Raw genomic sequence first — 26,261 nt, 5'->3', positions numbered from 1 at the left:
AAGAAAAGATTGCCCGTCGTTTATGGAGTATTTAGGATATTTTTATTAAACGCGAATCTATAAAAACGGCTGATATAAATCAGCCGTTTTTATATTTATCAGTGCGTGAGAATGTAGACGTTTTTATCGTATAGGGCGCCCTGTCGGGTGAAGTCAATCCCCTTGACGTAGGGTTTGATGAGCGTGGCGTTGGCTTCGTAGTACACCGGCGCGACCGGCGTATCGACGGCCAGCACCGCCTCGGCCTGCTGAAAATACTGCTGCACCTGCTGCGGTGTCGGCGCCGCCGTCGCCTGATGCAGAATGCGATCGTATTCCGGGTTGCGGTATTTGGGGCTGTTCTCGCTGCTGTCGGCGCGGAACACATTCAGGAAGGTAGAAGGATCGTCGTAATCCGCCAGCCAGCGGGTAAAGGCTACGCTGTACTGGCCGCGGTTGATATTATCCAGCGTCACTTTACGCTCCTGACTTTGCAAGCCGGCCTCCACCCCGAGGTTCTTTTTCCACATGGCGGCGGCGGCGATGACGATCTTCTTGATGGTGGCGTCATTGCTGTACAACACGGTAAAGCGCAGCGGATGCTCGGCGTTGAAACCGGCCTCCGCCAACAACTTTTTCGCCTGGGCGTGGCGTTGTTCCGGCGTCAAACCGGCCGCTGCGCCGGCCTGCAGGCGATAGCCGCCCGCCCCCGTTGGGGTAAAGGTCCAGGCCGGCTGCTGGCCGTATCCCAGCACCTTGCCGGCGATAATCTCTTTGTCCAGCGCCAGGTTCAGCGCCTGGCGCACCCGCACGTCGTTAAACGGCGTCTGCCGGTTATTGAAGGCAAAATAGCTGGTGGAGAGCAGCGGATAGGTCACCAACTGTTGATCCCCGAGCGTTTTTTTCAGCTGCTGATACAGTTCCGGCGGCGTGGTATAGCCCAATTCCACCTCGCCGGCGCGGAAACGCGCCACCTCCGGGAACCCCTGGATCGGCAGGAAGGTCACCTTGCTGAGCACGGTGTTGGCGTTATCCCAATACAGCGGATTGCGTTCCACCACCACTTTTTCGTTCACCACCCACTCGCTGAGGCGAAACGCGCCGTTGCCGACAAAATGCGCCGGTTGAGTCCAGTTTTTGCCATATTGCTCAACCACCTTGCGGTTGACCGGCAGAACCGGAAAATGCACCAGTTGTTTGAGCAGGTAGGCGTTGGGCTCAGACAGCGTCACCTGCAAGGTGTGCGCGTCCAGCGCTTTAACGCCCAGCTCGCTCGGCGGTTTGCTGCCGGCGTTGATCGCCGCCGCATTCAGCACATAGGCCGAGGCCAGATAGCTGCCGTAAGGCGACGCGGTTTTCGGATCGGTGAGGCGCCGCCAGCTGTAAACGAAATCGTCGGCGGTCACCGGATCGCCGTTCGACCATTTGGCCTGCGGCCGCAGATGGAAAGTCCAGACGTTGCCCTGGTGCTCCCATTTCTGCGCCAGCGCCGGGATCACTTCGCCCTCTTTTCCGACTCGCAGCAGACCTTCGAACAGATCGTTGAAGATGTAGAACTCCACATTGCTCTCGGCCAGGTTCGGATCCAGCGTCGCCGGTTCATACCCGTTGGCGCGCACCAATTCCTGTACCGGCGCCAGTTTAGCGCCCGCCGGCACCTCCGCCGCCTGAGCGATCGTTGCGTTTAAAGCCAGGAGGATTAAACCAGCCAGTTTCTTGCCATTGAATGAATATTTCACGTCGATATCCCTGATGAGTGTTTTATCGCGTTCAATATGCAATGTGGCAGTGGAATACATTAAATCATTAATCGCTATGAGTCATAACCAAAAGCGGTGTTGAATTTCTTTCATTATCAAGAAAGTACTGGATAAAGGATGACGATAAGCAACAGCGCGGGTGCAAGGGCCGGCATGGCCGAACCAACATCTTGAAAGCAGGGAGAGAAATAATGCGGGCAATCAGTACAGATTATTCCAGCCGAAGCTTAACGTATCCTTAGGGCAATTCATTTTGTGAGCGATCGTCAAAAATAATTTAATACGAATCGTTTTCACTATCATTATGGATGTTCTTGGCTAAAATCGGGCTGCTTGCGCTTGCCAGGCGATATTCGTTTTCCTCATTCGAACGCTAAAAAGGATAACTGCATGAAGCTGCGTATTTCATCCCTCGGCCCCGTGGCCCTGCTCGCCTCCTCGATGATGCTGGCCTTCGGCGCTCAGGCGGCCCCCGCCGACCAGGGCATCGTTATTTACAACGCCCAGCACGAAAATCTGGTGAAATCCTGGGTCGACGGTTTTACCAAAGACACCGGCATCAAAGTCACGCTGCGCAACGGCGGCGACAGCGAACTGGGCAATCAGCTGGTGCAGGAAGGCAGCGCCTCGCCTGCCGACGTGTTCCTGACGGAAAACTCCCCGGCGATGGTGTTGGTGGATAACGCCAAGCTGTTCGCCCCGCTCGACGCCGCCACGCTGGCCCAGGTAGAGCCGCAATATCGCCCAAGCCACGGCCGCTGGATCGGCATCGCCGCCCGCTCTACCGTATTCGTCTATAACCCAGCCAAGCTGACCGACGCGCAGTTGCCGAAGTCGCTGCTGGATTTGGCCAAGCCGGAATGGAAAGGCCGCTGGGCCGCTTCGCCATCGGGCGCCGATTTCCAGGCGATCGTCAGCGCGCTGCTGGCGCTGAAAGGCGAGAAAGCAACGCTGGACTGGCTGAAAGCGATGAAAACCAACTTTACCGCCTATAAAGGCAACAGCACGGTGATGAAAGCGGTCAATGCCGGCCAGATCGACAGCGGCGTGATCTATCATTACTACCCGTTCGTCGACGGCGCTAAAACCGGCGAGAACAGCAAAAACATCAAGCTGTACTACTTCAAACATCAGGATCCGGGCGCATTCGTCAGCATCTCCGGCGGCGGCGTGCTGGCTTCCAGCAAGCATCAGCAGCAGGCGCAGGCGTTCATCAAGTGGATCACCGGCAAACAGGGCCAGGAGATCCTGCGCACCAACAATGCCTTCGAATACGCCGTCGGCGTCGGTGCGGCCTCCAACCCGAAACTGGTGCCGCTGAAAGATCTGGACGCGCCGAAGGTAGATGCCGCGCAGTTGAACAGTAAGAAAGTTGTCGAACTGATGACCGAGGCCGGCCTGCTGTAAGGCCCGCCGGCAAACCGAGAGTTTTTGATCGTTATGTCAAACCTGAGTACCCACGCCGCGCAGACCGCGCGGCGTTATTCCACTATCCCTCGTCACCTGCGGCCGGGGCCGATCGTGGTGGCCTGCGCCGTGTTGCTGTCGTTGCTGGCGCTGCTGCCGCTGGGATTCGTTATCGGCGTGGCGTTTGAAACCGGCTGGCAAACGGTCAAAGCTCTGGTTTTCCGCCCGCTCGTGGCGGAACTGCTGTTGAATACCCTGCTGTTGGTGGTGCTGACGCTGCCGATCTGCGCCGTGCTGGGGGTGGCCCTGGCCTGGTTGACCGAACGCACCACGCTGCCGGGCCGCCGTCTCTGGGCGGTATTGGCGACCGCGCCGCTGGCGGTGCCGGCCTTTGTGCAAAGCTATGCCTGGATCAGTCTGGTGCCGTCGATGCACGGCCTGGGCGCCGGCGTTTTCATCTCGGTGCTCGCCTATTTTCCGTTTATCTACCTGCCGGCCGCCGCGGTCTTGCGCCGTCTGGATCCCGGTATCGAAGACGTCGCCACCTCGCTCGGCTCCCGGCCGCCGGCGGTGTTTTTCCGCGTGGTGTTGCCGCAGCTGAAGCTGGCGGTCTGGGGCGGTTCGCTGCTGATCGCGCTGCACCTGCTGGCGGAGTACGGCCTGTACGCCATGATCCGTTTCGATACCTTCACCACCGCCATCTTCGATCAGTTCCAGTCGACCTTCAACGGCCCGGCGGCCAACATGCTGGCCGGCGTATTGGTGCTGTGCTGCCTGGGGCTGCTGTTGCTTGAGGCGATAAGCCGCGGCCGCGCCCGCTATGCCCGCGTCGGTTCCGGCAGCGCCCGCAGCCAAACGCCGCGTCGCCTCTCAGCGCCGCTCGCCGCGCTGGCGCTGCTGCTGCCTATCGCGCTGACCGCGCTGGCGCTGGGCGTGCCTTTCATCACCCTGGTCCGCTGGCTATGGCTGGGCGGCCTCGACGTATGGCGCAACGCCGATCTGTGGCCCGCGCTGTGGCAAACGCTGTCGCTGTCCGCCTCTGGCGCGCTGCTGATTACGCTGTGCGCCATTCCGATGGCCTGGCTGTCGGTGCGCTATCCGGCCCGCCTGTACCGGGTGCTGGAAGGCTGCAACTACGTGACCAGTTCGCTGCCCGGCATCGTGGTGGCGCTGGCGCTGGTGACCATCACCATTCACAGCTTCCGGCCGATTTACCAAACCGAGATCACCCTGCTGCTGGCGTATCTGCTGATGTTTATGCCGCGAGCGTTGATCAACCTGCGCGCCGGCATCGCGCAGGCGCCGGTGGAATTGGAAAACGTGGCGCGCAGCCTGGGCAAGTCGCCGGCGCAGGCGCTGTGGAGCACCACGTTGCGGCTGGCGGCACCGGGCGCCGCCGCAGGCGCCGCGCTGGTGTTCCTGGCGATCGCCAATGAATTGACCGCCACGCTGCTGCTGGCGCCGAACGGCACCCGCACGCTGGCCACCGGTTTCTGGGCGCTGACCAGCGAGATAGACTATGTCGCCGCCGCGCCTTATGCGCTGATTATGGTGGCGCTGTCGCTGCCGCTCACCTGGCTTCTTTACTCTCAATCTAAACGTACGGCGGGACTATGAGCACGCTCGAACTGCACGGTATCGGAAAATCTTACAATGCCATCAGGGTGCTGGAACACATCGACCTGCAGGTTGCCGCCGGCAGCCGCACGGCGATCGTCGGCCCTTCCGGCTCCGGCAAAACCACCCTGCTGCGCATCATCGCCGGTTTTGAAATCCCCGACGGCGGACAAATTCTGCTGCAGGGGCAAGCGATGGGCAACGGCGGCGGCTGGGTGCCGGCGCACCTGCGTGGCATCGGCTTCGTCCCGCAGGATGGCGCGCTGTTCCCGCATTTTACCGTCGCCGGCAACATCGGTTTTGGCCTCAAAGGCAGCAAGCGCGAGAAACAGCGTCGCATCGAGGCGCTGATGGAGATGGTGGCGCTGGATCGTCGCCTGGCCGCCCTGTGGCCGCACGAGCTGTCCGGCGGACAGCAACAGCGGGTCGCATTGGCGCGCGCCTTGTCGCAGCAACCGCGGCTGATGTTACTGGATGAGCCGTTCTCGGCGCTGGATACCGGCCTGCGCGCCGCCACCCGCAAAGCGGTGGCCGAACTGCTGACGGAGGCCAAAGTCGCGTCGATCCTGGTCACCCACGATCAGAGCGAGGCGCTGTCGTTCGCCGATCAGGTGGCGGTCATGCGCAACGGTAGGCTGGCGCAGGTGGGCGCGCCGCAGGATCTTTATCTGCGCCCGGTCGATGAACCGACCGCCAGTTTCCTTGGCGAAACGCTGGTGCTGACCGCCGAGCTGGCGCACGGCTGGGCCGACTGCGCACTGGGGCGCATCGCCGTCGACGATCGCCAACGCAGCGGCTCGGCGCGCATCATGCTGCGTCCGGAGCAGATTCAAATCGGTTTGTCCGATCCGGCGCAGCGCGGCCAGGCGGTGATCACCGGCATCGATTTCGCCGGCTTCGTCTCCACCCTCAATCTGCAAATGGCCGCCGACGGCGCGCAGCTCGAGATCAAAACCGTCAGCCGCGAAGGCCTGCGGCCCGGGGCGCAGGTCAGTCTCAACGTGATGGGGCAAGCGCATATTTTCACCGGCTGAGAGTGTGGGAGCGACCCTTGACGTTCCCCTCGCCACCGCGCATTATCAATGGCATGAATCGCATCGCGCACGCCCTCACCACCACCACCGCAACCGCCACGCAATGGCGGGCTGCACGGGTGCGCAACAGCTAACGACGTATCCCCAAGCCCCGCCAGCCATGGCCGGGGTTTTTTATTTCTCCGTGCCCGCCGGCAATTTCATTACGGAGAAGACCTATGCCAACTATCCCCGCACCACGCAGCGCCCTGCTGGTTATCGACATGCAAGTCGGCCTGTTCGCCTCGCCGGACGATCCGCCGTTCGCCGCCGAAACCCTTCTGGCGAAGACCCATGCGTTGATACGCGCCGCACGCGTGGCGAATGCGCTCGTGGTGTTTATTCGCCACACCGGCCCGGCAGGTTCACCTATCGCCGTAAACAGTCCACTGTGGCAAGTTCACCCCGATCTCGACACCGATGCGCAAGCCGACTGGTTCATCGATAAAACCCATCCCAGCTGTTTTTACCGGACTGGCCTGGCGGAGCGGCTTAAGCAAGCCGGCATCGGTCGGTTGGTGATTTCGGGAATGAAAACGCAATACTGCGTAGACACCGCGTGTCGGCGCGGCGCGGAGTTGGGATTTGACCTGGTGTTGGCCGCCGATGCCCATAGCTGTTCGGACACGGCGGCGCTCGGCGCCGACGCCATTATTCGTCACCATAACCAGACCCTGTCGGGGCCGTTCGTGACGCTGGCGCTGGCGGAAGAGGTGAAATTCTAAAACACGCGCGACTTGGCTTGTCAGGCCGGGCCAACGCCCGGCCTCCTCAGCGGCAAACCTTGTCGCGGCGCGGCTTTTTCGGCGCCAGCAGATACTCCACCACGCTTTCGTCGACGCAGCTGTCGATGCCGTTCAGCGCCAACGTATGTCCGTCGCGTTCGCGGGTGATCAGCGGGCTTTTAAAGGCGGCGGCCATCACCTGGGCATTGCGGTACGGCGTGGTTGGATCGTAGCGCTGGGCGACGAACAGCAGCGGCGGCAGCGCGGCGGACGCCACCGGCATGTGCGGCCGATCTTTGCCGCGGTACGGCCACAGATCGCACATTTCCAGCGGATACTCGTGCAGCGGCAGATAGTGGGCATATAAAGCGGCGGTATTGATCTCCTGCCGCTGCCTGCGCAACAGCTGCGGATCGGCCGTTGGGTTGGCGACGTCGGCGCAGGTGATGACGTTCAGGGCATCATCGGCATCCGGAGAATAGCTTTCGTCGATCAGATCGGAAACCTGTTGCCCGGCGATGCCGGCATCGAGCTGGCGCAGTACGGTGGCCAGTTCATGCCAGCGCTCCGGCCACAACAGCAGCGAACGCGTCACCGTCAGCACATCGTCGGCGGAGATTTCATAGCCCGCCGCAGTGACGAACGGCTGCTCATGCAGCTTGCGCAGCAAAGCGTGATAACGCTGAAGCGCCTGATTGGCGCCGCCGCCAAGCTGGCAGCTGTCGGTTTTTCCGCAATAGGCGGCGAAACGCAGGAAACTTTGCTGGAAGCCTCGCTCCTGATTCATGCGCTGGGTGAAATCGTCCTCCGCCAGATCCACCACCCCGTCCAGCACCAGCGCGCGCGTTTTCTTCGGAAAACGTTCGGCATACAGCGCCGCCACCTTGGTGCCGTAAGAGTACGCCACCGCCGTCAGCCCCGGTTCGCCCAGCGCATGGCGGATCGCGTTCAGATCGTTGACCGCCTCGTCGGTGCCGATGTGTTGCAGCACGTCCGCGCCGGTCTGTTTGATGCAGGCGGCGATCAGGGTGCGCGTCTGGTTCTCCGCGCCGGCCACGTCGTTGTCGTCCGGTTCAGGGAGTTCGTCACCTTCGGCCACCTGGCAGGAAATTTTTGGCGTCGATTGACCGACGCCGCGCGGATCGTAACCGATGATGTCGTAGGATTTACGCAGTTTGGCGACGTGGGCGTCGTTGCCGAGATAAGGATTGATCCCCTGCAGGCCCGGCCCGCCGCTGATCACCACGACGCTGCCCTTTTTCGGCCCGGTGGCGGGCAGCAGGGTCAGCGCCAGACGCACGGTCGGTTCCCCCGCCTGCGCCGAATGGGCGGGAGGCGTAGCGTAAGCCAACGGCACGTCGAGGTAGCCGCAGCGCAGCCCCGCCGGCGGCGCTTCATCGAACCAACGCTGAAAGCCGCTGTTGAGACAAGATTGCCAACGAACGCCGTTCTCGGGTGCCGCGCCGTGAGCCGCAGGTTTGGCCTGGGCGGGCAACGCGGCGGCGGTCGCGGCGAGCAGCGCCAGAATACGCAGTACTGACATGGGGAGTCCTTTCAACTCAACGAATCGGTCAAAGGGTAACGATACTCGGTTAAACCGCTAGCCAATAGAACATAAAAAAACGCGCGGGTGAAGCCGACGCCGTGCGTATGGAAAGACTTTTCTTTGCTCGGATTGATCTTATAACGCACAGAATGCTGCAAAAAACGCCGTTCACCTGCTAGGCTTAGAGTTCGTTAACCCACAAGGAACAGGAGAGCAGCATGTTTGGTAAAGCGGAAGACAAAGCCAATGAAGCCGCAGGCGCGGTAGAAGAAGCGTTCGGTAAAGCCGTCGATTCGCCGGAGCATCAGGTGCGCGGCGCGGCGCGCAAGTACGCCTCCCAGGCCAGCTATGCCGCCCGTGATGCAGCGGACAGCGTAAGAACGCAGGTGGAAGCCAACCCGCTGGCCGGCGTGGCCGTTGCGGCGGCAGTCGGCATCGTTTTCGGCTTCCTGCTGGGACGCAAATAAGCGGCGAATGCGCCGTTCGACAATAGGCCCGTTACGGGCCTTTTTTTCGCCCTTTTCTGCGCCGGCGCCGTTGTGCGTGCAAACTTTCATCTATCACAACCATCGCTTAAAAAAACCAACGCCTTCAACTACGATTAGTTTGTGACCAGAGCAAGGCTCTGCGATCCGACGGATAACCCTATGAGGATTATCATCATTATCCATGCTGTTTAAGCCGCTCTCCTTCACGCGGCTAAGAAAGGTTGATTATGGCTCGCACCACCCCTATCGAACGTTACCGCAATATCGGCATCTCCGCGCATATCGATGCCGGCAAGACCACCACCACCGAGCGGATTCTGTTTTACACCGGGGTCAGCCACAAGCTGGGCGAAGTGCATGACGGCGCGGCGACCATGGACTGGATGGCGCAGGAACAAGAGCGCGGCATCACCATCACCTCGGCGGCCACTACCTGCTTCTGGAACGGCATGCAGCATAATTATCCGCAGCACCGCATCAATATCATCGACACCCCCGGGCACGTCGATTTCACCATTGAAGTGGAGCGCTCGATGCGCGTGCTGGACGGCGCCGTCATGGTCTATGACTCGGTGGGCGGCGTCCAGCCGCAGTCGGAAACCGTCTGGCGCCAGGCCAACAAATACAAAGTGCCGCGGCTGGCGTTCGTCAACAAGATGGACCGCATCGGCGCGGATTTTTTCCGCGTGCGCAAAATGATGATCGAGCGCCTCAAAGCCAACCCGGTGCCGATCGTTATTCCTATCGGCGCCGAAGACCGCTTCAGCGGCGTGGTGGATCTGGTGCGGATGAAAGCCATTCTGTGGGACGAAGCCTCGCAGGGCATGAACTTCAGCTTCGAAGAGATCCCGGCCGACCTGCGCGAATCGGCGCAGGAGTGGCGTGAAAACATGATTGAAGCGGCCGCCGAAGCGTCGGAAGAACTGATGGAGAAATACCTCAATCAGGTGCCGCTGAGCGAAGAGGAGATCGTTCACGGGCTGCGGGTGCGCACCGTCGCCGGCGAAATCCAGCCGATGCTGTGCGGATCGGCGTTCCGCAACAAAGGCGTGCAGCGCATGCTGGACGCGGTGATCGAGCTGATGCCCTCGCCGCTCGACGTGCCGCCGATGGAGGGCCACGGCGAACACGATGAAATCATCACTCGCAAAGCCGACGACAACGAAAAATTCTCGGCTCTGGCGTTTAAGCTGATGACCGACCCGTTCGTCGGCCAACTCACCTTTGTGCGCGTCTACTCCGGGGTGCTGGCCAAAGGCAGCAGCGTTTATAACCCAATCAAGGGCAAAAAGGAGCGTATCGGCCGCATCGTGCAGATGCACGCCAACGATCGTAAGGACATCGACGAACTGCACGCCGGCGACATTGCCGCCTGCGTCGGCCTGAAGGACGTCACCACCGGCGATACGCTGTGCGATCCCGGCGCCATCATTACGCTGGAGCGCATGACCTTCCCCGAGCCGGTGATCGCCCAGGCGATCGAGCCGAAGACCAAGGGCGATCAGGAGAAAATGGGCATCGCGCTGCAGCGGCTCTCTTCGGAAGATCCGTCGTTCCGCGTGCGCACCGATGAAGAATCCGGCCAAACCATTATCTACGGCATGGGCGAGCTGCACCTGGAGATTATCGTCGATCGCATGCGCCGCGAGTTCGGGGTGGAGACCACCACCGGCAAACCGCAGGTGTCTTACCGCGAAACCATCCGCAAACGGGTGGCCGACGTGGAAGGCAAGTTCGTGCGCCAATCCGGCGGTAAAGGGCAATACGGCCACGTGGTGCTGACCGTCGAGCCGAACGAACCCGGCAAAGGCTTCGAGTTCTTCGATGAGATCAAGGGCGGCGTCATTCCCGGCGAGTTTATCCCGGCGGTGAAAAAAGGCGTGCTCGAGGCGCTGAATAACGGCGTGCTGGCCGGTTATCAGGTGGTGGACGTCAAGGTGCACCTGACCTTCGGTTCTTACCATGACGTCGACTCGTCGGAACAGGCGTTCCGCATGGCGGCGATCTTCGGCTTCAAGGACGCCTGCCGCCTGGCGGATCCGGTGATCCTCGAGCCGATCATGTCGGTGGAAGTGGAAACGCCGGAGGATTATGCCGGCAACGTGATGGGCGATCTCTCCTCACGCCGCGGTCTGGTGCAGGGCATGGAAGAGATCCCGGGCGGCGGCGGCAAGGAAATTCGCGCCAAGGTGCCGCTGTCCGAGATGTTCGGCTACTCGACCACCCTGCGTTCGATGTCGCAGGGCCGCGCCACCTACACCATGGAATTCAGCCACTACGCCGAAGCGCCGCGCAACGTGGCCGAAGAGATCATTCACCACAGCAAGCGTTAACCCTTACGCCCGCCGCCACGGCGGGCGTCACCTCGGCTTGTCCTCCAGTGCCACCACCACTGGCTGCGGTTTGATGCGCATGGCGTACACCACGCCGGCGATCAGACAGACGATGCCCGCCAGCGTCAGCAGCGGCGGCCAGGCCTGGCGCAACAGAAAGGTATACGCCAGCCCCGCCAGAATTTCGAACACGATGAGCGGCCCCACCAACACCGTCGGCAGCCGCTGGCTGGCTTCGTTCCAGCACAGCGCCCCCAGCCAGGAGCAGAACACGCCGATGATCAGCATCAGAGGGATAAACACCTCAGGGCGCGGGCCGAACGGCAAGGCGAACGCCGGCTCGCTCAACGCCAACTGACCGCAGACCGCCAGATAGCCCAGCAGCGCCAGCGGCAGCGTCACCAGCCCTTGGGCCGTGGCCCAGGTGGCCGGACGCTGCGTCGGGTTCTCCCGCAGCCAGCGTGAATTTCGCAGCGGGAACCAGGTCCAGCACGCCACCGCCAACACGGCCAGCCCAAGACCGCTGAGATAGCGCCAGCCGTCGATCGGCACCGCATTGCCGCGCAGCTCGGCGACGTTCACGCACGCCAATCCACAGACGATCAACAGCAGTGCGGGCGCCAGTTTGCCCCAGGCCAGGCGCCCGTCGTGCCGGCCGTAAAACAGATTGGCGCAAATGGCGATCACGACCGGCAAGGTGCCGATGATCATGGTCGACACCGGCGCACCGGTGCGCTGAATGGCGCTGGCCAGGCACAGGTAGTACAGCAGATTGCCGATAGCCGTCAGCTTGAGCGCTTCCCACCAATCCTGGCGCCGCAGCTTATGCAGGCGGCGGCGATCGAACCACGCCAGCGGCAAGGCGATCAGCCCAAAGGCCAGATAGCGCCCGGTGGACTGCAGCGCGGCGGGATAGTCCGGCACCAGCAACGGACCGACGAAAATCAATCCCCACATCAGCCCGGCGGCCAGGGCAAATACAACGCCAATGAACATAACGACTCCGACAAACGGTCGGTGCGGCCAACCCGCCCGACAAGACAGCGGCAGAGTAACGAAAACGCGGGGAGGAATTATTGTAGCAGGTTGCTGTTTTAGCCCAATTTCACCTGTTTCTGGAAACGCACTGGCGTGACGCCGTAACGGTTGGCGAAGGCGCGCGTCAGGTGCGCCTGATCGGTCAGCCCCGCCGCCGCCGCCACCTGTGCGGCGGGCATGCCGCGCTCCAGCATGCGTTTGGCCTGCGACAGCCGGATCGCCATCAGCATCTGCTGCGGCGAGACGTGATATTCGGCCTTGAACTTGCGCAGGAAATGGTACGGGCTGAGCGACACCAGCTCGGCCAGTTGGTGGAGCGTTATGGCCTCGGCGAAGTTATCGTGCAGGTAGCTTTTCACCACCTCGAAACGGTGCGCCGCCTCGGCTTTCTCCCGGCGCCCGGTGCGGATGTGCGGTTGCAGCAACGCCACCGCTTCCAACAGCAGGCCGTCGAGCGTAAGCGGATCGTCGGTTTGCCACAGCGCGGCGAGAATGGCGGACAGGCGCTGCGCCGCCCGCGGATCGTGGCGCACCGCATCGGTGAACCACTGGCTCCGATCGCCGGACAGCTGCTCCAGCGCCTCGGGCGCCAGATAGAGCATGCGGTAACACCAACCGCCCGGCGTTTCGGCTTCGCCGGTATGCAGCTCGTCAGGATTCATCAGCACCAGCGCGCCCGGCGCCGCCAGGTGCTGCGCCCCGCGATAGCGAAAACGCTCCGCCCCGGTGTCCACGGTGCCGATGGCGAAGGCGTCGTGGGTATGCGGCTCGAAGGCATAGCGTTCGATATGCGCCTGATAGAGTTCGACGCCAGGCAGATGCGACAAATGCCGGAACTGCGCGCAGTCCTTCTCGAACGGAAACTGTTGTGGAACCCCTTGCACCCGACCTCCTCATCCGTGCTGACAATCTGCTCAGCATAGCCAAAACATCGCCGGTTGAGTAGCCGCCCTGGTCCTTTCGTGCCCCTCGCCTGGACGATCGGCGCCATTCGGCGTAGGGTTAAAGTCCCTGTCCCTTTCAGACGGGCCGCATCGCGAAGCTCATCGGCCCCTGACACTCCGCAAACAAGAGGCAACAATGTATCCGGATACTCAACTGTATATCGATGGACAATGGCGCAGCGCGCTGGCCGGAAAAACCCTGCCGGTCTCCAACCCCGCTACCGACGAGATCATCGGTCAAGTGGCGCACGCCGCCGCAGAGGATCTCGATCTGGCGCTGGCCGCCACCGAACGCGGGTTTAACGTTTGGCGAAACACCGCCGCACACCAGCGCGCCAACCTGATGCGCAAAGCCGCTGCGCTGCTGCGCGAACGCGCCGACGCCATCGCCGCCATCATGACGCAGGAACAGGGTAAGCCGGTGGCGCAGGCCAAAATCGAAATTCTCAACGCCGCCGACGTGATCGAGTGGTTCGCCGGCGAAGCCACCCGCACCTACGGGCAGATTATTCCGTCCCGCGCTCGCGACGTGCAGCAGCAAACCCTGAAACTGCCGGTCGGCCCGGTGGCCGCCTTCACGCCGTGGAACTTCCCGATCAACCAGATCGTGCGCAAGCTGTCCGCCGCGCTGGCGGCGGGTTGTTCAATCATCGTCAAAGGCCCGGAAGAAACGCCGGCCTCACCGGCTGAGCTGATCAAAGCCTTCGCCGACGCCGGCATTCCGGCCGGGGTGATCGCGTTGGTGTACGGCACCCCGGCGGAAATCTCGGAATACCTGATCCCGCATCCGACCATTCGCAAGATCTCCTTCACCGGCTCCACCCGCGTGGGCAAGCATCTGGCTGCGCTGGCCGGCCAGCATATGAAAAAGGCCACCATGGAGCTGGGCGGCCACGCGCCGGTGCTGATCTTCGACGACGCCGATCTCGACGCGGCGGCCAAAGAGCTGGCGCAATCCAAGTTCCGCAACGCCGGCCAGGTCTGTATCGCCCCGACCCGCTTCCTGATCCAGCAAGGCGTTTATGAAGTCTTCGTGGAGAAATTCACCGCCGCGGTGCGTGAACTCAAGCTCGGCAACGGGCTGGAAGACGGCGTGACGATGGGGCCGATGGTGCTGGGCCGCAGCGTCGACAATATCGAGGCGCTGGTGCAAGACGCTATCGCCGACGGGGCGAAGGCCAGCACCGGCGGCAAACGCGTGGCGGGCAAAGGCAACTTCTTCGAGCCGACGGTGCTGCGTGACGTGCCGCTGAGCGCGCGCGCCATGTCGGAAGAGCCGTTTGGCCCGGTCGCCCTGCTACGCCCGTTCGCCACCTACGACGAGGCGATCGCCGAAGCCAATCGCCTGCCGTACGGGCTGGCCGCCTACGCTTACAGCCGCAACATCGCCACCGTCAATGCGCTGGGGCAAGACGTGGAGAGCGGCATGCTGAGCATCAACCACATCGGTTTCGGCCTGCCGGAAACGCCGTTTGGCGGCGTGAAGGACTCCGGCCACGGCACCGAAGGCGGCAGCGAAGCGATCGAATCCTACCTGGAAACGCGCTTTGTCACCGTCGCCGGCCGTTAATCGCACGTCGGATGAATAGCCAGAAGCCCCGCAATGCGGGGCTTTTTTTTACTCACCGGCCAACTCGAACAGGCGCCGCGCCGCCGGGGTCAGCCCCAACATGTGAATGCAGGCATGCACCATGCCCGGCAACCGTTCACAGCGAACCGCCACACCCGCCTCACGCAGCCGCTGCGCATACAGTTCGGCCTCATCGCGCAGCGGATCATATTCGCAGCTCAGGATAGTGGCCGGCGGCAATCCGCGCAGCGTGGCGGCGTGCAGCGGCTCGGCGCTCGGATCGCGTCGCTGGGCCAGGTACTGCTGCCAACAAAACACCATCGCGTCGCGCGTCAAAAAATGCCCCTCGGCGAATTCGCGATAGCTCTTCGTCGCCATTTCGCGGCTGAGCGCCGGATACAGCAGCAGTTGACGTTCAATGTGCGGGCCGCCGCGATCCCGCGCCAACAGCGCGACCGCCGCCGCCAGATTGCCTCCGGCGCTGTCACCACCCACCGCCAGACGGTCAGCGTCAATCCCTAACTGCGGCGCCTGTTGCGCCGCCCAACAGAGCGCCTGATAGACATCTTCCAGCGGCTGTGGAAAAGGAAACTCCGGCGCCAGTCGATAATCGACCGACAGGATCACCCGATCAGTGGCGTTAGCCAGCGCCTGACAGGGCTGGTCATACAGCGACAGCGAACCGAGGCACCAGCCGCCGCCGTGGGCGAACAGCATCGCCGGTTGTGCGGCAGCGCACCTTTCCCCCGCCGGTAGATAGGCGCGCAGCGCAATCCGGTGCCCATCGGTGGCGACCAGCGTAAAATCCCTGACGCCGCCGCTCGGTTGCGGTGCGCCCTGCAGCAGACGCAAACCGCTTTCCGTGGCCGCCCGCATGTCCGCCAACGACGCGGGTGGCAGCGCGTCGGCCGACGCCGCCAAAAAGGCGGCGATGCGTTCATCAAGCGGCATGTTGCTCTCCCGCCAGGAACGGCGTAATCAGTGCGATAAACGCCTCATGACACTCCTCGGTGATGAAATGGCCGCAGCCGGCGACCGTTTCGCCCCGCAGATCGCGCGCATTACCCCGTAGCGTCGTCAGCGGCGCGTCGCCGGTGGCGTGCTCCGCTCCCACCGTCAACACCGGCATCGTCAACGGCGTGGCGGCGCGCAGCCGGTTCTGGCGAACGGTCTCCGGGATCGCCCGGTAATAGTCGAATCCGGCGCGCAGGCCGCCCGGCGCCGAATAGGCGGCGATATAGACCTCAGCCGCCACCCGATCGCGCCGATAAGACCAGCGGTTGAAGATATAGCCAAGATACTCCCGCTCGCGCCCCTGGGTCAGGGTCTCCGGCAAATCCGCCAGCTGGTTGAACATGAAATGCCACAGGAAGATATTCTCCTCCGGCGCGACGAAAATCGGCGGCGGCGGCGCCAGACCGGGGATCACCGCCTCCGTCAGTACCAGACGCTCCACCGCCTGCGGGAAATCGCTCGCCATGGCGTAACCGATCCACATGCCGATATCGTGGCCGACCAGTTGGTAACGTTGATGGCCCAGCTGCGCCATCATCGCGTGCAACGCCGCACCGATGCTGCCGGTGTCGTAGCCGCCCGCGGGCTTGTCAGAGTCGCCGATGCCCGGCGGATCGACGGCGATCGCCTGAAAACCGGCCGCCGCCAAGGCGCGCATCACATAACGCCAGGTGTACCAGGTTTGCGGCCAGCCGGGGATCAGCAGCACCGGCCGCCCTTCGCCGGCCACCACGCAGTGAAGGCGCCGGCCGTTGACCTGGGTATAGACGTGTTCCGCCGCGAGATCCTGCAACAGGATCTCGTTTTGACTGTGTTTCATGGGGTTAACTCCCTGTGGGGTCAGGCTCAGCGAATGCCGAGCAACGCATTGATCTGCTGAGGATTGACCGGCGCACCGGCGAAGTCATCAAACACTTTGTCGGTGACGCGGATAATGCGATCGCGAATGAAGGCCGCGCCTTCGCGAGCGCCGTCCTGCGGATTTTTCAGGCAGCATTCCCACTCCAGCGTCGCCCAGCCCTGATAGCCATACTGCGTCAAACGGGAGAAAATGCCGTTGAAATCGACCTGGCCGTCGCCCAGCGAGCGGAAACGGCCGGCGCGATCGATCCAGGACTGATAACCGCCGTATATGCCCTGCCGACCGGTCGGATTGAACTCGGCGTCCTTAACGTGGAACATGCCGATAACGTCCTTATAGATATCGATAAACTCCAGATAGTTAAGCTGCTGCAGCACCATGTGGCTCGGATCGAACAACACCCGGCAACGCGGATGGTTGCCGACGCGCTGCAGAAACATCTCAAACGTCACGCCGTCGTGCAGATCCTCACTCGGGTGAATTTCATAACACAGATTGATGCCCTGCTCCTCGCAGGCGTCGAGCACCGGCAGCCAGCGTTTGGCGAGCTCGTTGAACGCGGTGTCAATCAATCCTTCAGGGCGCTGCGGGAACGGGAATAGATAGGGCCAGGCCAGCGAACCGGAAAAGGTGCCCAGTTCGCTGAGCCCCAGCCGCGCCGACGCCTTCACCGCCAGCAGCATTTGCTGCCGTGCCCACTCGTCTCGGGCCTTGGGATCGCCCTGCAGCGCCGGCGGCGCAAAGCTGTCGCACAGCGCATCGTAAGCCGGGTGCACCGCCATCAGCTGGCCGAAGATATGGCTGGTCAGTTCGCTGACCACCAACCCCTGCTCCGCCAACATGCCGGTCAAATCGTCGCAGTAGGTTTGGCTTTCCGCTGCGGTGGCCACGTCGAATAAACGCCGATCCCAGGCCGGGATCTGCAAGGCGGTAAAACCGGTCCGCGCCGCCCACTCGGCAATGGCGGGCAAGCTGTTGAACGGCGCCGCGTCATCGCTGAATTGCGCGAGATGCAGGCTTGGACCTTTGAGGGTTTTCATCGTAAACCCCTATTGGTTGTCGATTGACAAACAATAGGAGCAAAGCGCGGCGACCGCAAGCGAAATTTATAAAGGCATTGGTATTCCCGCCGATTTAAGCGATCCTATGTCGCTGAATGGCAGGTAAATTGGAGCAGCGAATGGCAGGCAGACCGCGCGAGTTCGATCGCGAACAGGCGCTATTGAAGGCGCGAAACTTATTCTGGCGGCAAGGTTACGAAGGCACTTCGATGTCGGATCTGGTGGCGGAGTTGGGCATCGCTTCCGCGCGCATCTACAAAGCGTTCGGCTCCAAAGAGCAGCTGTTTCGCGAGGCGATTGCCTGTTATGAAACCGCCGAAGGGGGCTTCGCCGATCGCGCCTTCGCGACGGAAAGCGGCATTCGCCCGGCGCTCAAACGCCTGCTGGAAGACGCCGTGCGGCTCTATAGTCGGCCCGATCTGCCGCAAGGCTGCATGGTGGTCTCCGCCGCCGCCAGCGTCAGCGCGGAAAACGACGGGCTCAAAGCCTGGCTGGCAGAGCATCGGCTGCAGCGCACGCAGCAGATCGTCGAACGGCTGCGGCAGGCGGTGCAAACCGGCGAATTGCCGGCCGACACCGACGCCGACAGCCTGGGTGACTATTTCGCCGTCTTCCTGCACGGCCTGTCGATTCAGGCGCGTGACGGCGTCACCGAGGCGCGGTTATTGGCGGCGGTAAACGTGGCGCTGACGGCGTTGGGCGACGCTTAATCTTCCGGCAAATCGACAATCACCAGCGTGCCTTCGCTGCCCGGCAACACGCGGTGCGGCACGCCGGCCGCGGCCTGATACAGCTGACCGGCCCGCACCACCACTTCTTCCCCCGCCACCTGCAGCCGCAGGTGGCCGCTGATCACCAGCAACCCTTCGCTGTAATCATGCACTTCATCCGCAATGCTGCGCGCGTCCATGCGCAGCACTTTGATATTGGCCGCACCGACGCGGCCCAGCACGGCAGAGCGCCAGGCCTCAGGCAGTTCGGCCGCCTGCTGGTTTAAATCGAACAGCATCGGAATCCCCCAGGCGCATGAAAAAACGCACTCTAGCCTGATTCTGCGCCGCAGGGAAAGACGCTTTGGTTGCAGGTTATGACCGTTGGTTCTGAGGCGAGACGCGCCGGGTGAACGCTTAAGGCAGCAGCGCCGCGGCCTCCCGATCGGCGATAATCAACAGGTCCGGATGCAGCATCAAAATGCTGGCGGGCACCCCGCTCTCCACCGGCCCGCTGACAATGCGCAGCAAAATGTCCGCTTTGTGCGAACCGTTGACGAGCAGCACCAGCTTTTTGGCGGCCATCACGCTTGCAGGCCCCAGGGTGACGTAATGATCGGGCAACCATTCAGTGCGGCCGCCCACCTCTTTGAGCAAAATGTCCGCCAGATCCGGCCTGGCGGAAACCGGCACCCGACAGGTGCGGTCTTCGAAGGCGGTGGTGCCCGGCAGATTGCCGCAGAAATGCCCGTCCGCTCCGACGCCCATCACGATTGCATCCAGCCCGCCATCTTCGGCGATACGCCGATCGTGCTGCAGGTAGTTGTCCGAATTCAAAACGTGCAGTTGCCGCTCGGGGATCGCCGCCGGGCCAAAGAACATACGGTGCAGATTCTCCATGGTGACGCCATAGCCCGATCGGCCAGCGTAAGGAATTTCATCGAAATTATAGTAATGCGCGTTGGCGAATTCCGCGTGGCCCTTGATGCGCGGAGCCAACAACTCATACATCCGTTTAGGCGTCGAGCCGGCGGTGATAGCCAGATTGACGCGCTGCGGGCGCAGCATGTAACTCAACAACAGGCTGGCGGCCAACTCACTCATTTCCTGGTAATCATTAGCGACGACAAGTTTCATTCCCTTCTCCTTTTTGCAAAAAAAAACCTAACCGCCCATCCGGCCATGTTCGATGCCGGGAGAGAAGTTAGGTTTTGCCTGATCGCGTCAGTAACAATCCGTTTCTTGTCAGGTTATGGCGGCCAGGAATGAAATGCAAACCGCGTTGTGTGATGCAAGCCGCAATTGCGGCGATGCCTTTTTCGCGCCCTATACCGGCACGCGGCGGCTAATCTCCACCACCTGATCGCTGGGCAGGTAGTAATAATCCGTGACGTGCATGCCGTTGCGCACCATCAGCGCGAACAGGTTGCGCTGCCAGGATGGCAACCGATCGTTCGCTTCGCGGCGCACCACGGTCTCGTGCCCGAGATAGTAGGTCGCCTCGTCGAAGTTCAGACCGGATTTCTGCGCCTCGACGTGCTGCAACAGCTGCGGGATGTTAGGCCGCTCCATAAAGCCATAGCTGGCCACGCCGCACCAAAATCCCGGCGACAGCTCGCGCATCACCAACCGTTCAGCATTCGAGACCCGCGGCTCATTGACGATGGCAATGGTGAGCGCCAGCACGTTGGCGTGCAGCGAACCGTTACGCTTGACCTGCCATTTCATCACCGGCGGCGTCCCCTGCAGGCTGCGAGTCAGGAATACCGCGGTGCCCGGCACGCGCGGCACGGATTCGCGGCGGATTTTCTCCAGGAAATCCTCTACCGGCACTGTCGTTTCACCGAGGGTGCGCGCGGCCGCCAGCACCCCGCGATGCCAGACCAGCATCACGGTATAGACCGCGGCGGCCAACAGCAGCGGGATATAACCGCCCTGCAGTACTTTAGTCATGTTGGCCGTCAGGAAGCTCAAATCGACCACGAAGAAACCGCCCGCCACCATCAGGCTGGCGATCGGCCCCCAGCGCCACACCTCGCGCATGGCGACGAACAGCAGGCCGGTGGTCATGATCATGGTCAACGAGACGGCGATGCCGTAGGCGGCGGCCAGATTGTCCGACGATTTAAAGAACACGGTCAGGAACAGCGTCACCACCATCAGCAACCAGTTGATGGCGCCAATGTAGATCTGCCCGTAACTTTCCTCGGTGGTTTGCCTGACCCGCAGCCGCGGTAGCCACCCCAGTTGGATCGCCTGCCGGGTCATGGAAAACGCACCACTGATGATCGCCTGGCTGGCGATGATCGTCGCCAGCCAGGCCAGGATCACCAGCGGGATCAGCAGCGCCGGCGGGCATAAACGGAAGAAGATGTTCTGCGTGACATCGGCGCCGCTCAGGATCAGCGCGGCCTGACCGGCGTAGTTAAGCAACAGGCTGGGAAAAACGATGCCGAACCAGGCCAGCCAAATCGGCCGTTTGCCGAAATGCCCCATATCGGCATACAGCGCTTCGGCGCCGGTGACGCACAAAAACACGCCGCCCAGCACCAGGAAGCTGGTCAGTCCGTTGGAGAACAGGAAGTGAATGCCGTAGAGCGGGTTCAGCGCCAGCAATACCGCCGGATGCTGGATGATGCCCCACACGCCCAACGCAGCGATCGACAGGAACCACAGCGCCATGATCGGCCCGAACACGCGGCCGATGCGCGCTGTACCCAGCGGCTGAATGGCGAACAGACTGAGCAAAATCACCACCGCCGCCGGCAGAATATAGGGCTGCGACGCCGGCAGCACGATGTTCAGCCCTTCGAGGGCCGAGAGCACCGAAATGGCCGGCGTGATGGCGCCGTCGCCGTAAATGAGCGCGGCGCCGAACAGGCCGGCGAACAGTACCAGCGGCCGGGATTTTCGCTTGCTGACCAGCAGCGACATCAGCGCCATGATGCCGCCCTCGCCGCGGTTGCCGATGCGCATGGCGAACATGGCGTATTTGAGAGAAGTGACGATCACCAGCGTCCAGAATATCAGCGACAGCAGGCCAAGGATCACCGGCGCCGAAGGCGCATCGCCAGAGAGAAACAGCACGGTTTTCAGGGTGTACAGGGGGCTGGTGCCGATATCGCCGAACACCACGCCCAATGCGCCCAACGCCAGCGGTGCCAGCCCCGTCTTATTCACGGTTTCCGTATCATTGCCGACAGACATCTGCTCGCTCCTTGACGTTGCGCTGAGAGTGGGAATTATTGTCACTTTATGGCCGTCGCGCCACGTGATCGGCAAGTTAAGCATAGCCGTCATCTTCGCCAGTGACAGTAGCGCGCGTTGAAGCTTCAGCAATCATCGCCGGTGAGCAACGGTTTAAAAACGCCCACCCTGAAGGGCCTAGCACTTTCCTGTTGGCGCGGCGTGCGTCGTGGGAAAGTGAAATGAACGTCCGGCTCCCCCTGTTTCCGCCCGGCGTTACCCGAACCGGCTCTCATCGGCTTCGCGGCGCAGCCACTGCCGCAGATTTTCGCCTTCCTGCGACAGCTCGCTATCCAGTCGAGCGCATAGGTAATAATCGCGGCCGTCGTCGATCGGCAGATCGAACATTTTGATCAACTCACCGCTTTCAAGGTACTGGGCGATTAACGGTTCACGCATCAACGCGCACCCTAGCCCCGCCTGCACCGCCGCCAACGTCAACAATCCGTCCTCAAACATCGGGCCGATACTGCGCAGCGGGCGCTTGACGCCGGCCTGCTGAAACCATTGCATCCAGGTATTGCGCTCCTCGTCGTGCAGCAGCGGCAGCGTCGCCAGCTGCTCCGGCGTATCGAGCAAACCATGCAGCTTACTGAATGCCCGGCTGCACACCGGCACCATTTTGCCGGACATCAGCTTCTCGCTGCGATAGCCGGTCCACTGCCCGACCCCGAAGCGGATCGACAGATCGGCGGCGTCGCTCAGGTAATTGCGGTGGTTGGCGTAGACCACATTGATGTCGATATCCGGATTTTCGCGCAGAAAACCGCGCAGCCGCGGAATGAACCAGCCCATGCCGAACAGCGGGATCAGGCTGATGGTCACCTGCCGCGACGCGGATTGCTCGCGCACGTGTTCGGTCGCCTGGCGCAGCACGTTGAACGCCGAGCGAATCGAACGGTAATACTCCCGCCCCTCGCTGCGCAGCACCAGGTTACGCCCCTGCCGTTCGGTCAACGGCATCTGCAAAAATGCCTCCAGCGTTTTGAGTTGATGACTGACCGCCGAAGGCGAAATCATCAGCTCGTTAGCCGCCGCGCTGATGCCCCCCAGGCGCGCGATGGCTTCGAACGCCCGCACGGCGCGCAGCGGCGGATCGTTCGGCAGCATCGGCAATGGCTCATCGTACTGTTCTGTTTTTTTCATATATTGACTGTTTTTGGGAAATCGACACTGAAGGAATGGATTCAATATACATAAAAATCAAAACATTAAAATCACTCGTTTTTTGTATAAGAAAGTATTTTTCCGTATTTTACAATTTTTTTAAATTCTCTACTGTGACCCTCCTGACTCATTATCTCCGGACTCTCTCTATGGATACGCTGGTACAGCAAACCGTCAACGGTTTGATGCTCGGCAGCATCTATGCGCTGATCGCGCTCGGTTACACCATGGTGTACGGCATCCTGCGCATCATCAATTTCGCGCACGGCGACGTGCTGATGGTCGGTGCGCTGAGCGCGCTGTCGGCGATAAGCGTGTTGCAACATCACTTTCCCGCGTTACCGCCCTACGCCACGCTGCTGCTGGCGGCCCTGTTCGCCATGGCCGTCTGCGCCATCACCTCGATGGCGATCGAACGTCTGGCCTATCGCCGGTTGCGCAATGCACCGCGCCTGGCCCCGCTGATCAGCGGCATCGGCGTCTCGCTGCTGTTGCAAACCCTGGCGATGCTGATCTGGTCACGCAATCCCCTGATGTTTCCGCAGCTGTTGCCGATGACGCCCATCGCCCTGACCGCAGGCAGCGGCGGGCATGCGCCGGCAGTGATCACCGGCACGGCGATCGTCACGCTGGCGGTGGCCGTGACGGTCATGGCCGGCCTCTGGCTGCTGGTCGAACACAGCCGTTTCGGCCGCGCCATGCGCGCCACGGCGGAAAACCCGCAGGTCGCCGGCCTGATGGGCATCAGTCCTGACCGCATCATCGTTCTGACCTTCGCGCTCGGCGGCGCGCTGGCGGCGGTAGCCGGCATCATGATGGCCAGCAACTACGGCAACGCCGGCTTCTCGATGGGCTTTTTACCCGGCATCAAAGCCTTTACCGCCGCCGTGCTCGGCGGCATCGGCAACCTGCGCGGCGCAATGCTCGGCGGTTTACTGCTGGGGCTGTTCGAATCGCTGGGCACCGGCTATCTCGGCGAGCTGACCGGCGGCGTGTTCGGCAGCAACTACCAGGACGTGTTCGCGTTTCTGGTGCTGATCGCCGTGCTGGTCTTCCGCCCCTCCGGGCTCTTGGGCGAACGCATCGCCACGCGCGCATAAGGACATCACCATGACCGTTTTGACTCCTCCCGTTCCTCTGGCCACGCCGCGCCGCGCCAGGCTGGGGCTGACGCTGTTCATTCTCGCGCTGCTGCTGGCGCCCTGGGTGGCGGGCGCCGCCGGGGGCAACTACTGGGTGCGGGTCGTCGACTTCGCCCTGCTGTACCTGATGCTGGCGCTCGGGCTGAACATCGTGGTGGGCATGACCGGGTTGCTGGACATGGGCTTTATCGCCTTTTACGCCGTCGGTGCCTATTTGGCCGCGCTGCTGTCGTCACCGCATCTGACACAGCAATTCCCGCTGCTGCTGCAGTGGTTCCCCGGCGGGCTGCACCTGTCGATGCTGGGTCTGATCCCGCTGGCGGCGCTGCTGGCGGCGGCCTGCGGCATCCTGCTCGGCGCGCCGACGCTGCGGCTGCGCGGCGATTATCTGGCGATCGTCACGCTCGGTTTCGGCGAAATCGTGCGCATTCTGATGCGCAATCTGGATCGCCCGGTCAACCTCACCAACGGCCCCAAAGGCATTTCCGGCATCGATCCGGCCAGCCTGTTCGGCCTGAAGTTTTCCGGCATGCATGAGTGGTTCGGCGTGCGTTTTTCCGGCCTGTACCTGTATTACTACCTGTTCGCCGCCCTGCTGCTGGCGATCCTGTTCATCAGCCTGCGGCTGCAGAACTCGCGCATCGGCCGCGCATGGACGGCGATCCGCGAAGACGAGGACGCCGCGCGGGCGATGGGCATCAACACCCGCAACTTCAAGCTGCTGGCCTTTGCCATCGGCGCCACCTTCGGCGGCGTGGCCGGCGCGCTGTTCGCCGCGTTTCAGGGCTTCGTGTCGCCGGAATCGTTCACCCTGCAGGAATCGATCGCCGTACTGGCGATGGTGGTACTCGGCGGCATGGGGCACATCCCCGGCGTGATCCTGGGCGCGCTGCTGCTGGCCGCCCTGCCGGAGCTGCTGCGCAGCAGCATGGGGCCGCTGCAGCAGGCGCTGTTCGGCCAGGTGCTGATCGACCCGGAAATCATCCGCCAACTGTTTTACGGCCTGGCGCTGATCCTGGTGATGCTGTATCGCCCGGCGGGCCTGTGGCCGGCCCGCCACGCACGGGGGAACGCCGCATGACGCCGCTGCTCGCTTTACACCATATCAGCAAACGCTTCGGCGGCCTGACGGCGGTGGATGACGTCAGCATGAGCATCCGCCAGGGGGAAATCTACGGCCTGATCGGGCCGAACGGCGCCGGTAAGACCACCTGCTTCAACCTGATCACCGGCCTGTATCGCGCCGACGCGGGCGAGTTCCGCCTGGCGGGCCAGCGCTATAAGCCCCAGGCGATCGACAAAGTGGCGCAGGCCGGCATTGCCCGCACCTTCCAAAACCTGCGGTTGTTCAATGAAATGAGCGTGCTGGAAAACGTGATGGTCGGCTGCCACGTGCGCACCCGCAACGGCCTGTGGGCAGCGATCGCCCGGCACCGGCGCGCGAAAGAGGAGGAACAGTCGGTGCGCGATAAATCTCATGCGCTGCTGGAGTACGTCGGCATCAGCCAATTCGCCCATTACCGCGCCGGCGATCTCGCCTACGGCCATCAGCGGCGGCTGGAGATCGCCCGCGCGCTGGCGACCGAGCCCCGGTTGCTGGCGCTGGACGAACCGGCGGCCGGCATGAACGCCGGAGAAAAAGTGGCGCTGCGCGAACTGCTGCTGCGCATCCGCGACAGCGGCAAAACGCTGCTGCTGATCGAACACGACGTCAAGCTGGTGATGGGTCTGTGCGATCGGCTGACGGTGCTGGATTACGGCAAAGCGATCGCCGAAGGCGAACCGGCTCAGGTGCGGCGCGAACCGGCGGTCATTCAAGCCTATCTGGGAGGCGGCGCGCATGTCTGAAGCCCTGCTGAGCGTTAAACGACTCAAAGTGTCTTATGGCGGCATTCATGCGGTCAAAGGCATCGATTTCACGGTGAGCGCCGGCGAACAGGTGACGCTGATCGGCGCCAATGGCGCGGGCAAAACCTCGAGCCTGCGGGCGCTGACCGGCCTGCAGCCGTTTGAGGGCGACATCCTGTTCGACGGCCGTTCGATTCGCGGCATGCCGCCGCACCGCTTGCTGCAACAAGGGCTGGTGATGGTGCCGGAGGGACGCGGCATTTTCACCCGCCTGACGGTGCGAGAAAACCTGCAGCTGGGTGCCTATGCGCGGCGTGACGCATCGGCGGTGCGGCAAGATTTCGAACGCGTGTGCGCCACCTTCCCACGGCTGAGCGAGCGCCTGCATCAACCGGCCGGGCTGCTTTCCGGCGGTGAACAACAGATGGTGGCGATGGGCCGCGCGCTGCTCAGCCGCCCGCGGCTGCTGATATTGGACGAACCGTCGATGGGGCTGGCGCCGATTGTGGTGGAGGCCATTTTCTCGGTCATCAAGCAGTTAGCCCGTGACGGCGTCACGCTGCTGTTGGTCGAGCAGAACGCCCGCCTGGCGCTGGCGTCCACCGATCGCGCCTACGTATTGGACAGCGGCAGCCTGAGCCACAGCGGCCGCTCCGCCGACATGCTGGACGATGAAAAAATCAAACGGATCTATTTGGGTGAATAACCGTTGTTACCTTTAACCGCACCAG

The 26,261-nt window shown here is 62.3% G+C and carries 23 protein-coding genes; 12 read left to right on the top strand and 11 right to left on the bottom strand.

Going from position 1 to position 26,261, the window contains the following annotated elements; all coding sequences use genetic code 11:
* Window positions 1–98 precede the first annotated feature (98 nt).
* Complete coding sequence (locus tag ACJ8PE_RS05315; protein ID WP_232099362.1) at window positions 99–1,778, bottom strand: ABC transporter substrate-binding protein; 1,680 nt, start codon at window positions 1,776–1,778, stop codon at window positions 99–101.
* A 351-nt stretch (window positions 1,779–2,129) separates the two neighbouring features.
* Between ACJ8PE_RS05315 and ACJ8PE_RS05310 the strand changes: the two genes are divergently transcribed.
* The 4 genes from ACJ8PE_RS05310 (at window position 2,130) to ACJ8PE_RS05295 (ending at window position 6,561) form a co-directional block, all read left to right on the top strand.
* Window positions 2,130–3,146 carry an iron ABC transporter substrate-binding protein gene (locus ACJ8PE_RS05310; RefSeq protein ID WP_033650336.1) on the top strand — a complete coding sequence of 339 codons (1,017 nt, stop codon included), beginning with the start codon at window positions 2,130–2,132 and terminating at the stop codon, window positions 3,144–3,146.
* A gap of 33 nt (window positions 3,147–3,179) precedes the next feature.
* Window positions 3,180–4,763 (top strand): ABC transporter permease, encoded by a 1,584-nt coding sequence (locus tag ACJ8PE_RS05305; RefSeq protein ID WP_197792449.1) that lies wholly within the window; start codon window positions 3,180–3,182, stop codon window positions 4,761–4,763.
* Window positions 4,760–5,797 carry an ABC transporter ATP-binding protein gene (locus ACJ8PE_RS05300; protein WP_047575113.1) on the top strand — a complete coding sequence of 346 codons (1,038 nt, stop codon included), beginning with the start codon at window positions 4,760–4,762 and terminating at the stop codon, window positions 5,795–5,797. Before ACJ8PE_RS05305 ends, ACJ8PE_RS05300 begins: the two co-directional genes overlap by 4 nt.
* Before the next feature lie 218 nt (window positions 5,798–6,015).
* Entirely contained in the window at window positions 6,016–6,561 is a 546-nt protein-coding gene (locus ACJ8PE_RS05295) for a cysteine hydrolase family protein (protein ID WP_033650334.1), read from the top strand.
* 46 nt (window positions 6,562–6,607) lie between these two features.
* Here the strand turns inward: ACJ8PE_RS05295 and ACJ8PE_RS05290 are convergent, their stop codons facing one another.
* On the bottom strand, window positions 6,608–8,104 hold the full coding sequence (locus ACJ8PE_RS05290; RefSeq protein WP_197792453.1) for an alpha/beta hydrolase: 1,497 nt from the start codon (window positions 8,102–8,104) through the stop codon (window positions 6,608–6,610).
* Window positions 8,105–8,325: 221 nt separating this feature from the next.
* On the opposite strand from ACJ8PE_RS05290, the gene ACJ8PE_RS05285 reads away from it, so the two are divergent.
* Window positions 8,326–8,574, top strand: a complete 249-nt coding sequence (locus ACJ8PE_RS05285; RefSeq protein WP_004938127.1) for a glycine zipper domain-containing protein — start codon at window positions 8,326–8,328, stop codon at window positions 8,572–8,574.
* 248 nt (window positions 8,575–8,822) lie between these two features.
* Window positions 8,823–10,928, top strand: coding sequence for an elongation factor G (fusA, locus tag ACJ8PE_RS05280; protein ID WP_033650331.1), 2,106 nt, complete (start codon window positions 8,823–8,825; stop codon window positions 10,926–10,928).
* A gap of 27 nt (window positions 10,929–10,955) precedes the next feature.
* On the opposite strand, the gene ACJ8PE_RS05275 is transcribed toward fusA, so the two are convergent.
* Both ACJ8PE_RS05275 and ACJ8PE_RS05270 read right to left on the bottom strand, forming a co-directional pair.
* The gene (locus tag ACJ8PE_RS05275) at window positions 10,956–11,924 is read right to left on the bottom strand and encodes a DMT family transporter (protein ID WP_197759818.1); all 969 of its coding nucleotides are present in this window, start codon (window positions 11,922–11,924) and stop codon (window positions 10,956–10,958) included.
* Between the two features lie 98 nt (window positions 11,925–12,022).
* Window positions 12,023–12,850, bottom strand: coding sequence for an AraC family transcriptional regulator (locus ACJ8PE_RS05270; protein WP_142075590.1), 828 nt, complete (start codon window positions 12,848–12,850; stop codon window positions 12,023–12,025).
* 196 nt (window positions 12,851–13,046) lie between these two features.
* Here ACJ8PE_RS05270 and ACJ8PE_RS05265 point away from each other — a divergent pair, with 196 nt between their 5' ends.
* Complete coding sequence (locus ACJ8PE_RS05265) at window positions 13,047–14,480, top strand: NAD-dependent succinate-semialdehyde dehydrogenase (RefSeq protein WP_404768906.1); 1,434 nt, start codon at window positions 13,047–13,049, stop codon at window positions 14,478–14,480.
* Between the two features lie 48 nt (window positions 14,481–14,528).
* Here ACJ8PE_RS05265 and ACJ8PE_RS05260 read toward each other — a convergent pair whose 3' ends face one another.
* From ACJ8PE_RS05260 to ACJ8PE_RS05250, 3 genes are read right to left on the bottom strand one after another with little or no spacing between them, the layout of a single operon-like run.
* The gene (locus ACJ8PE_RS05260) at window positions 14,529–15,431 is read right to left on the bottom strand and encodes an alpha/beta hydrolase (RefSeq protein WP_197759817.1); all 903 of its coding nucleotides are present in this window, start codon (window positions 15,429–15,431) and stop codon (window positions 14,529–14,531) included.
* Entirely contained in the window at window positions 15,421–16,314 is an 894-nt protein-coding gene (locus tag ACJ8PE_RS05255; protein WP_197792458.1) for an alpha/beta fold hydrolase, read from the bottom strand. Before ACJ8PE_RS05255 ends, ACJ8PE_RS05260 begins: the two co-directional genes overlap by 11 nt.
* A gap of 26 nt (window positions 16,315–16,340) precedes the next feature.
* A complete protein-coding gene (locus ACJ8PE_RS05250; RefSeq protein WP_197792459.1) occupies window positions 16,341–17,396 on the bottom strand; it encodes a sugar phosphate isomerase/epimerase family protein in 1,056 nt (351 codons plus the stop codon).
* A gap of 140 nt (window positions 17,397–17,536) precedes the next feature.
* Here ACJ8PE_RS05250 and ACJ8PE_RS05245 point away from each other — a divergent pair, with 140 nt between their 5' ends.
* Window positions 17,537–18,127, top strand: a complete 591-nt coding sequence (locus tag ACJ8PE_RS05245; protein WP_033650324.1) for a TetR/AcrR family transcriptional regulator — start codon at window positions 17,537–17,539, stop codon at window positions 18,125–18,127.
* On the opposite strand, the gene ACJ8PE_RS05240 is transcribed toward ACJ8PE_RS05245, so the two are convergent.
* The 4 genes from ACJ8PE_RS05240 to ACJ8PE_RS05225 form a co-directional block, all read right to left on the bottom strand.
* On the bottom strand, window positions 18,124–18,426 hold the full coding sequence (locus ACJ8PE_RS05240; protein WP_047026060.1) for a cupin domain-containing protein: 303 nt from the start codon (window positions 18,424–18,426) through the stop codon (window positions 18,124–18,126). The two genes, ACJ8PE_RS05245 and ACJ8PE_RS05240, sit on opposite strands and share 4 nt — an antisense overlap.
* 118 nt (window positions 18,427–18,544) lie before the next feature.
* Window positions 18,545–19,264 (bottom strand): glucosamine-6-phosphate deaminase, encoded by a 720-nt coding sequence (locus tag ACJ8PE_RS05235; protein ID WP_197792461.1) that lies wholly within the window; start codon window positions 19,262–19,264, stop codon window positions 18,545–18,547.
* A gap of 189 nt (window positions 19,265–19,453) precedes the next feature.
* Window positions 19,454–21,334, bottom strand: a complete 1,881-nt coding sequence (locus ACJ8PE_RS05230) for a potassium transporter Kup (protein WP_197792462.1) — start codon at window positions 21,332–21,334, stop codon at window positions 19,454–19,456.
* Between the two features lie 255 nt (window positions 21,335–21,589).
* Window positions 21,590–22,519, bottom strand: a complete 930-nt coding sequence (locus tag ACJ8PE_RS05225) for a LysR substrate-binding domain-containing protein (protein WP_197792463.1) — start codon at window positions 22,517–22,519, stop codon at window positions 21,590–21,592.
* A gap of 170 nt (window positions 22,520–22,689) precedes the next feature.
* Here ACJ8PE_RS05225 and ACJ8PE_RS05220 point away from each other — a divergent pair, with 170 nt between their 5' ends.
* The 4 genes from ACJ8PE_RS05220 to ACJ8PE_RS05205 are packed head-to-tail and all read left to right on the top strand — an operon-like array spanning window position 22,690 to window position 26,236.
* The gene (locus tag ACJ8PE_RS05220) at window positions 22,690–23,640 is read left to right on the top strand and encodes a branched-chain amino acid ABC transporter permease (protein ID WP_197795243.1); all 951 of its coding nucleotides are present in this window, start codon (window positions 22,690–22,692) and stop codon (window positions 23,638–23,640) included.
* Between the two features lie 10 nt (window positions 23,641–23,650).
* A complete protein-coding gene (locus tag ACJ8PE_RS05215; protein ID WP_404768905.1) occupies window positions 23,651–24,763 on the top strand; it encodes an ABC transporter permease subunit in 1,113 nt (370 codons plus the stop codon).
* Window positions 24,760–25,530 carry an ABC transporter ATP-binding protein gene (locus ACJ8PE_RS05210; RefSeq protein ID WP_197759811.1) on the top strand — a complete coding sequence of 257 codons (771 nt, stop codon included), beginning with the start codon at window positions 24,760–24,762 and terminating at the stop codon, window positions 25,528–25,530. Before ACJ8PE_RS05215 ends, ACJ8PE_RS05210 begins: the two co-directional genes overlap by 4 nt.
* Window positions 25,523–26,236 (top strand): ABC transporter ATP-binding protein, encoded by a 714-nt coding sequence (locus ACJ8PE_RS05205; protein ID WP_033643186.1) that lies wholly within the window; start codon window positions 25,523–25,525, stop codon window positions 26,234–26,236. Before ACJ8PE_RS05210 ends, ACJ8PE_RS05205 begins: the two co-directional genes overlap by 8 nt.
* Window positions 26,237–26,261: the final 25 nt, after the last annotated feature.

It is taken from the genome of Serratia sp. CY74737 (genome assembly GCF_052166775.1).
Lineage (GTDB): Bacteria > Pseudomonadota > Gammaproteobacteria > Enterobacterales > Enterobacteriaceae > Serratia > Serratia ureilytica.
The sequence above is the reverse complement of the archived record's forward strand: the minus strand, read 5'-3'. Positions and strand labels throughout refer to the sequence as shown.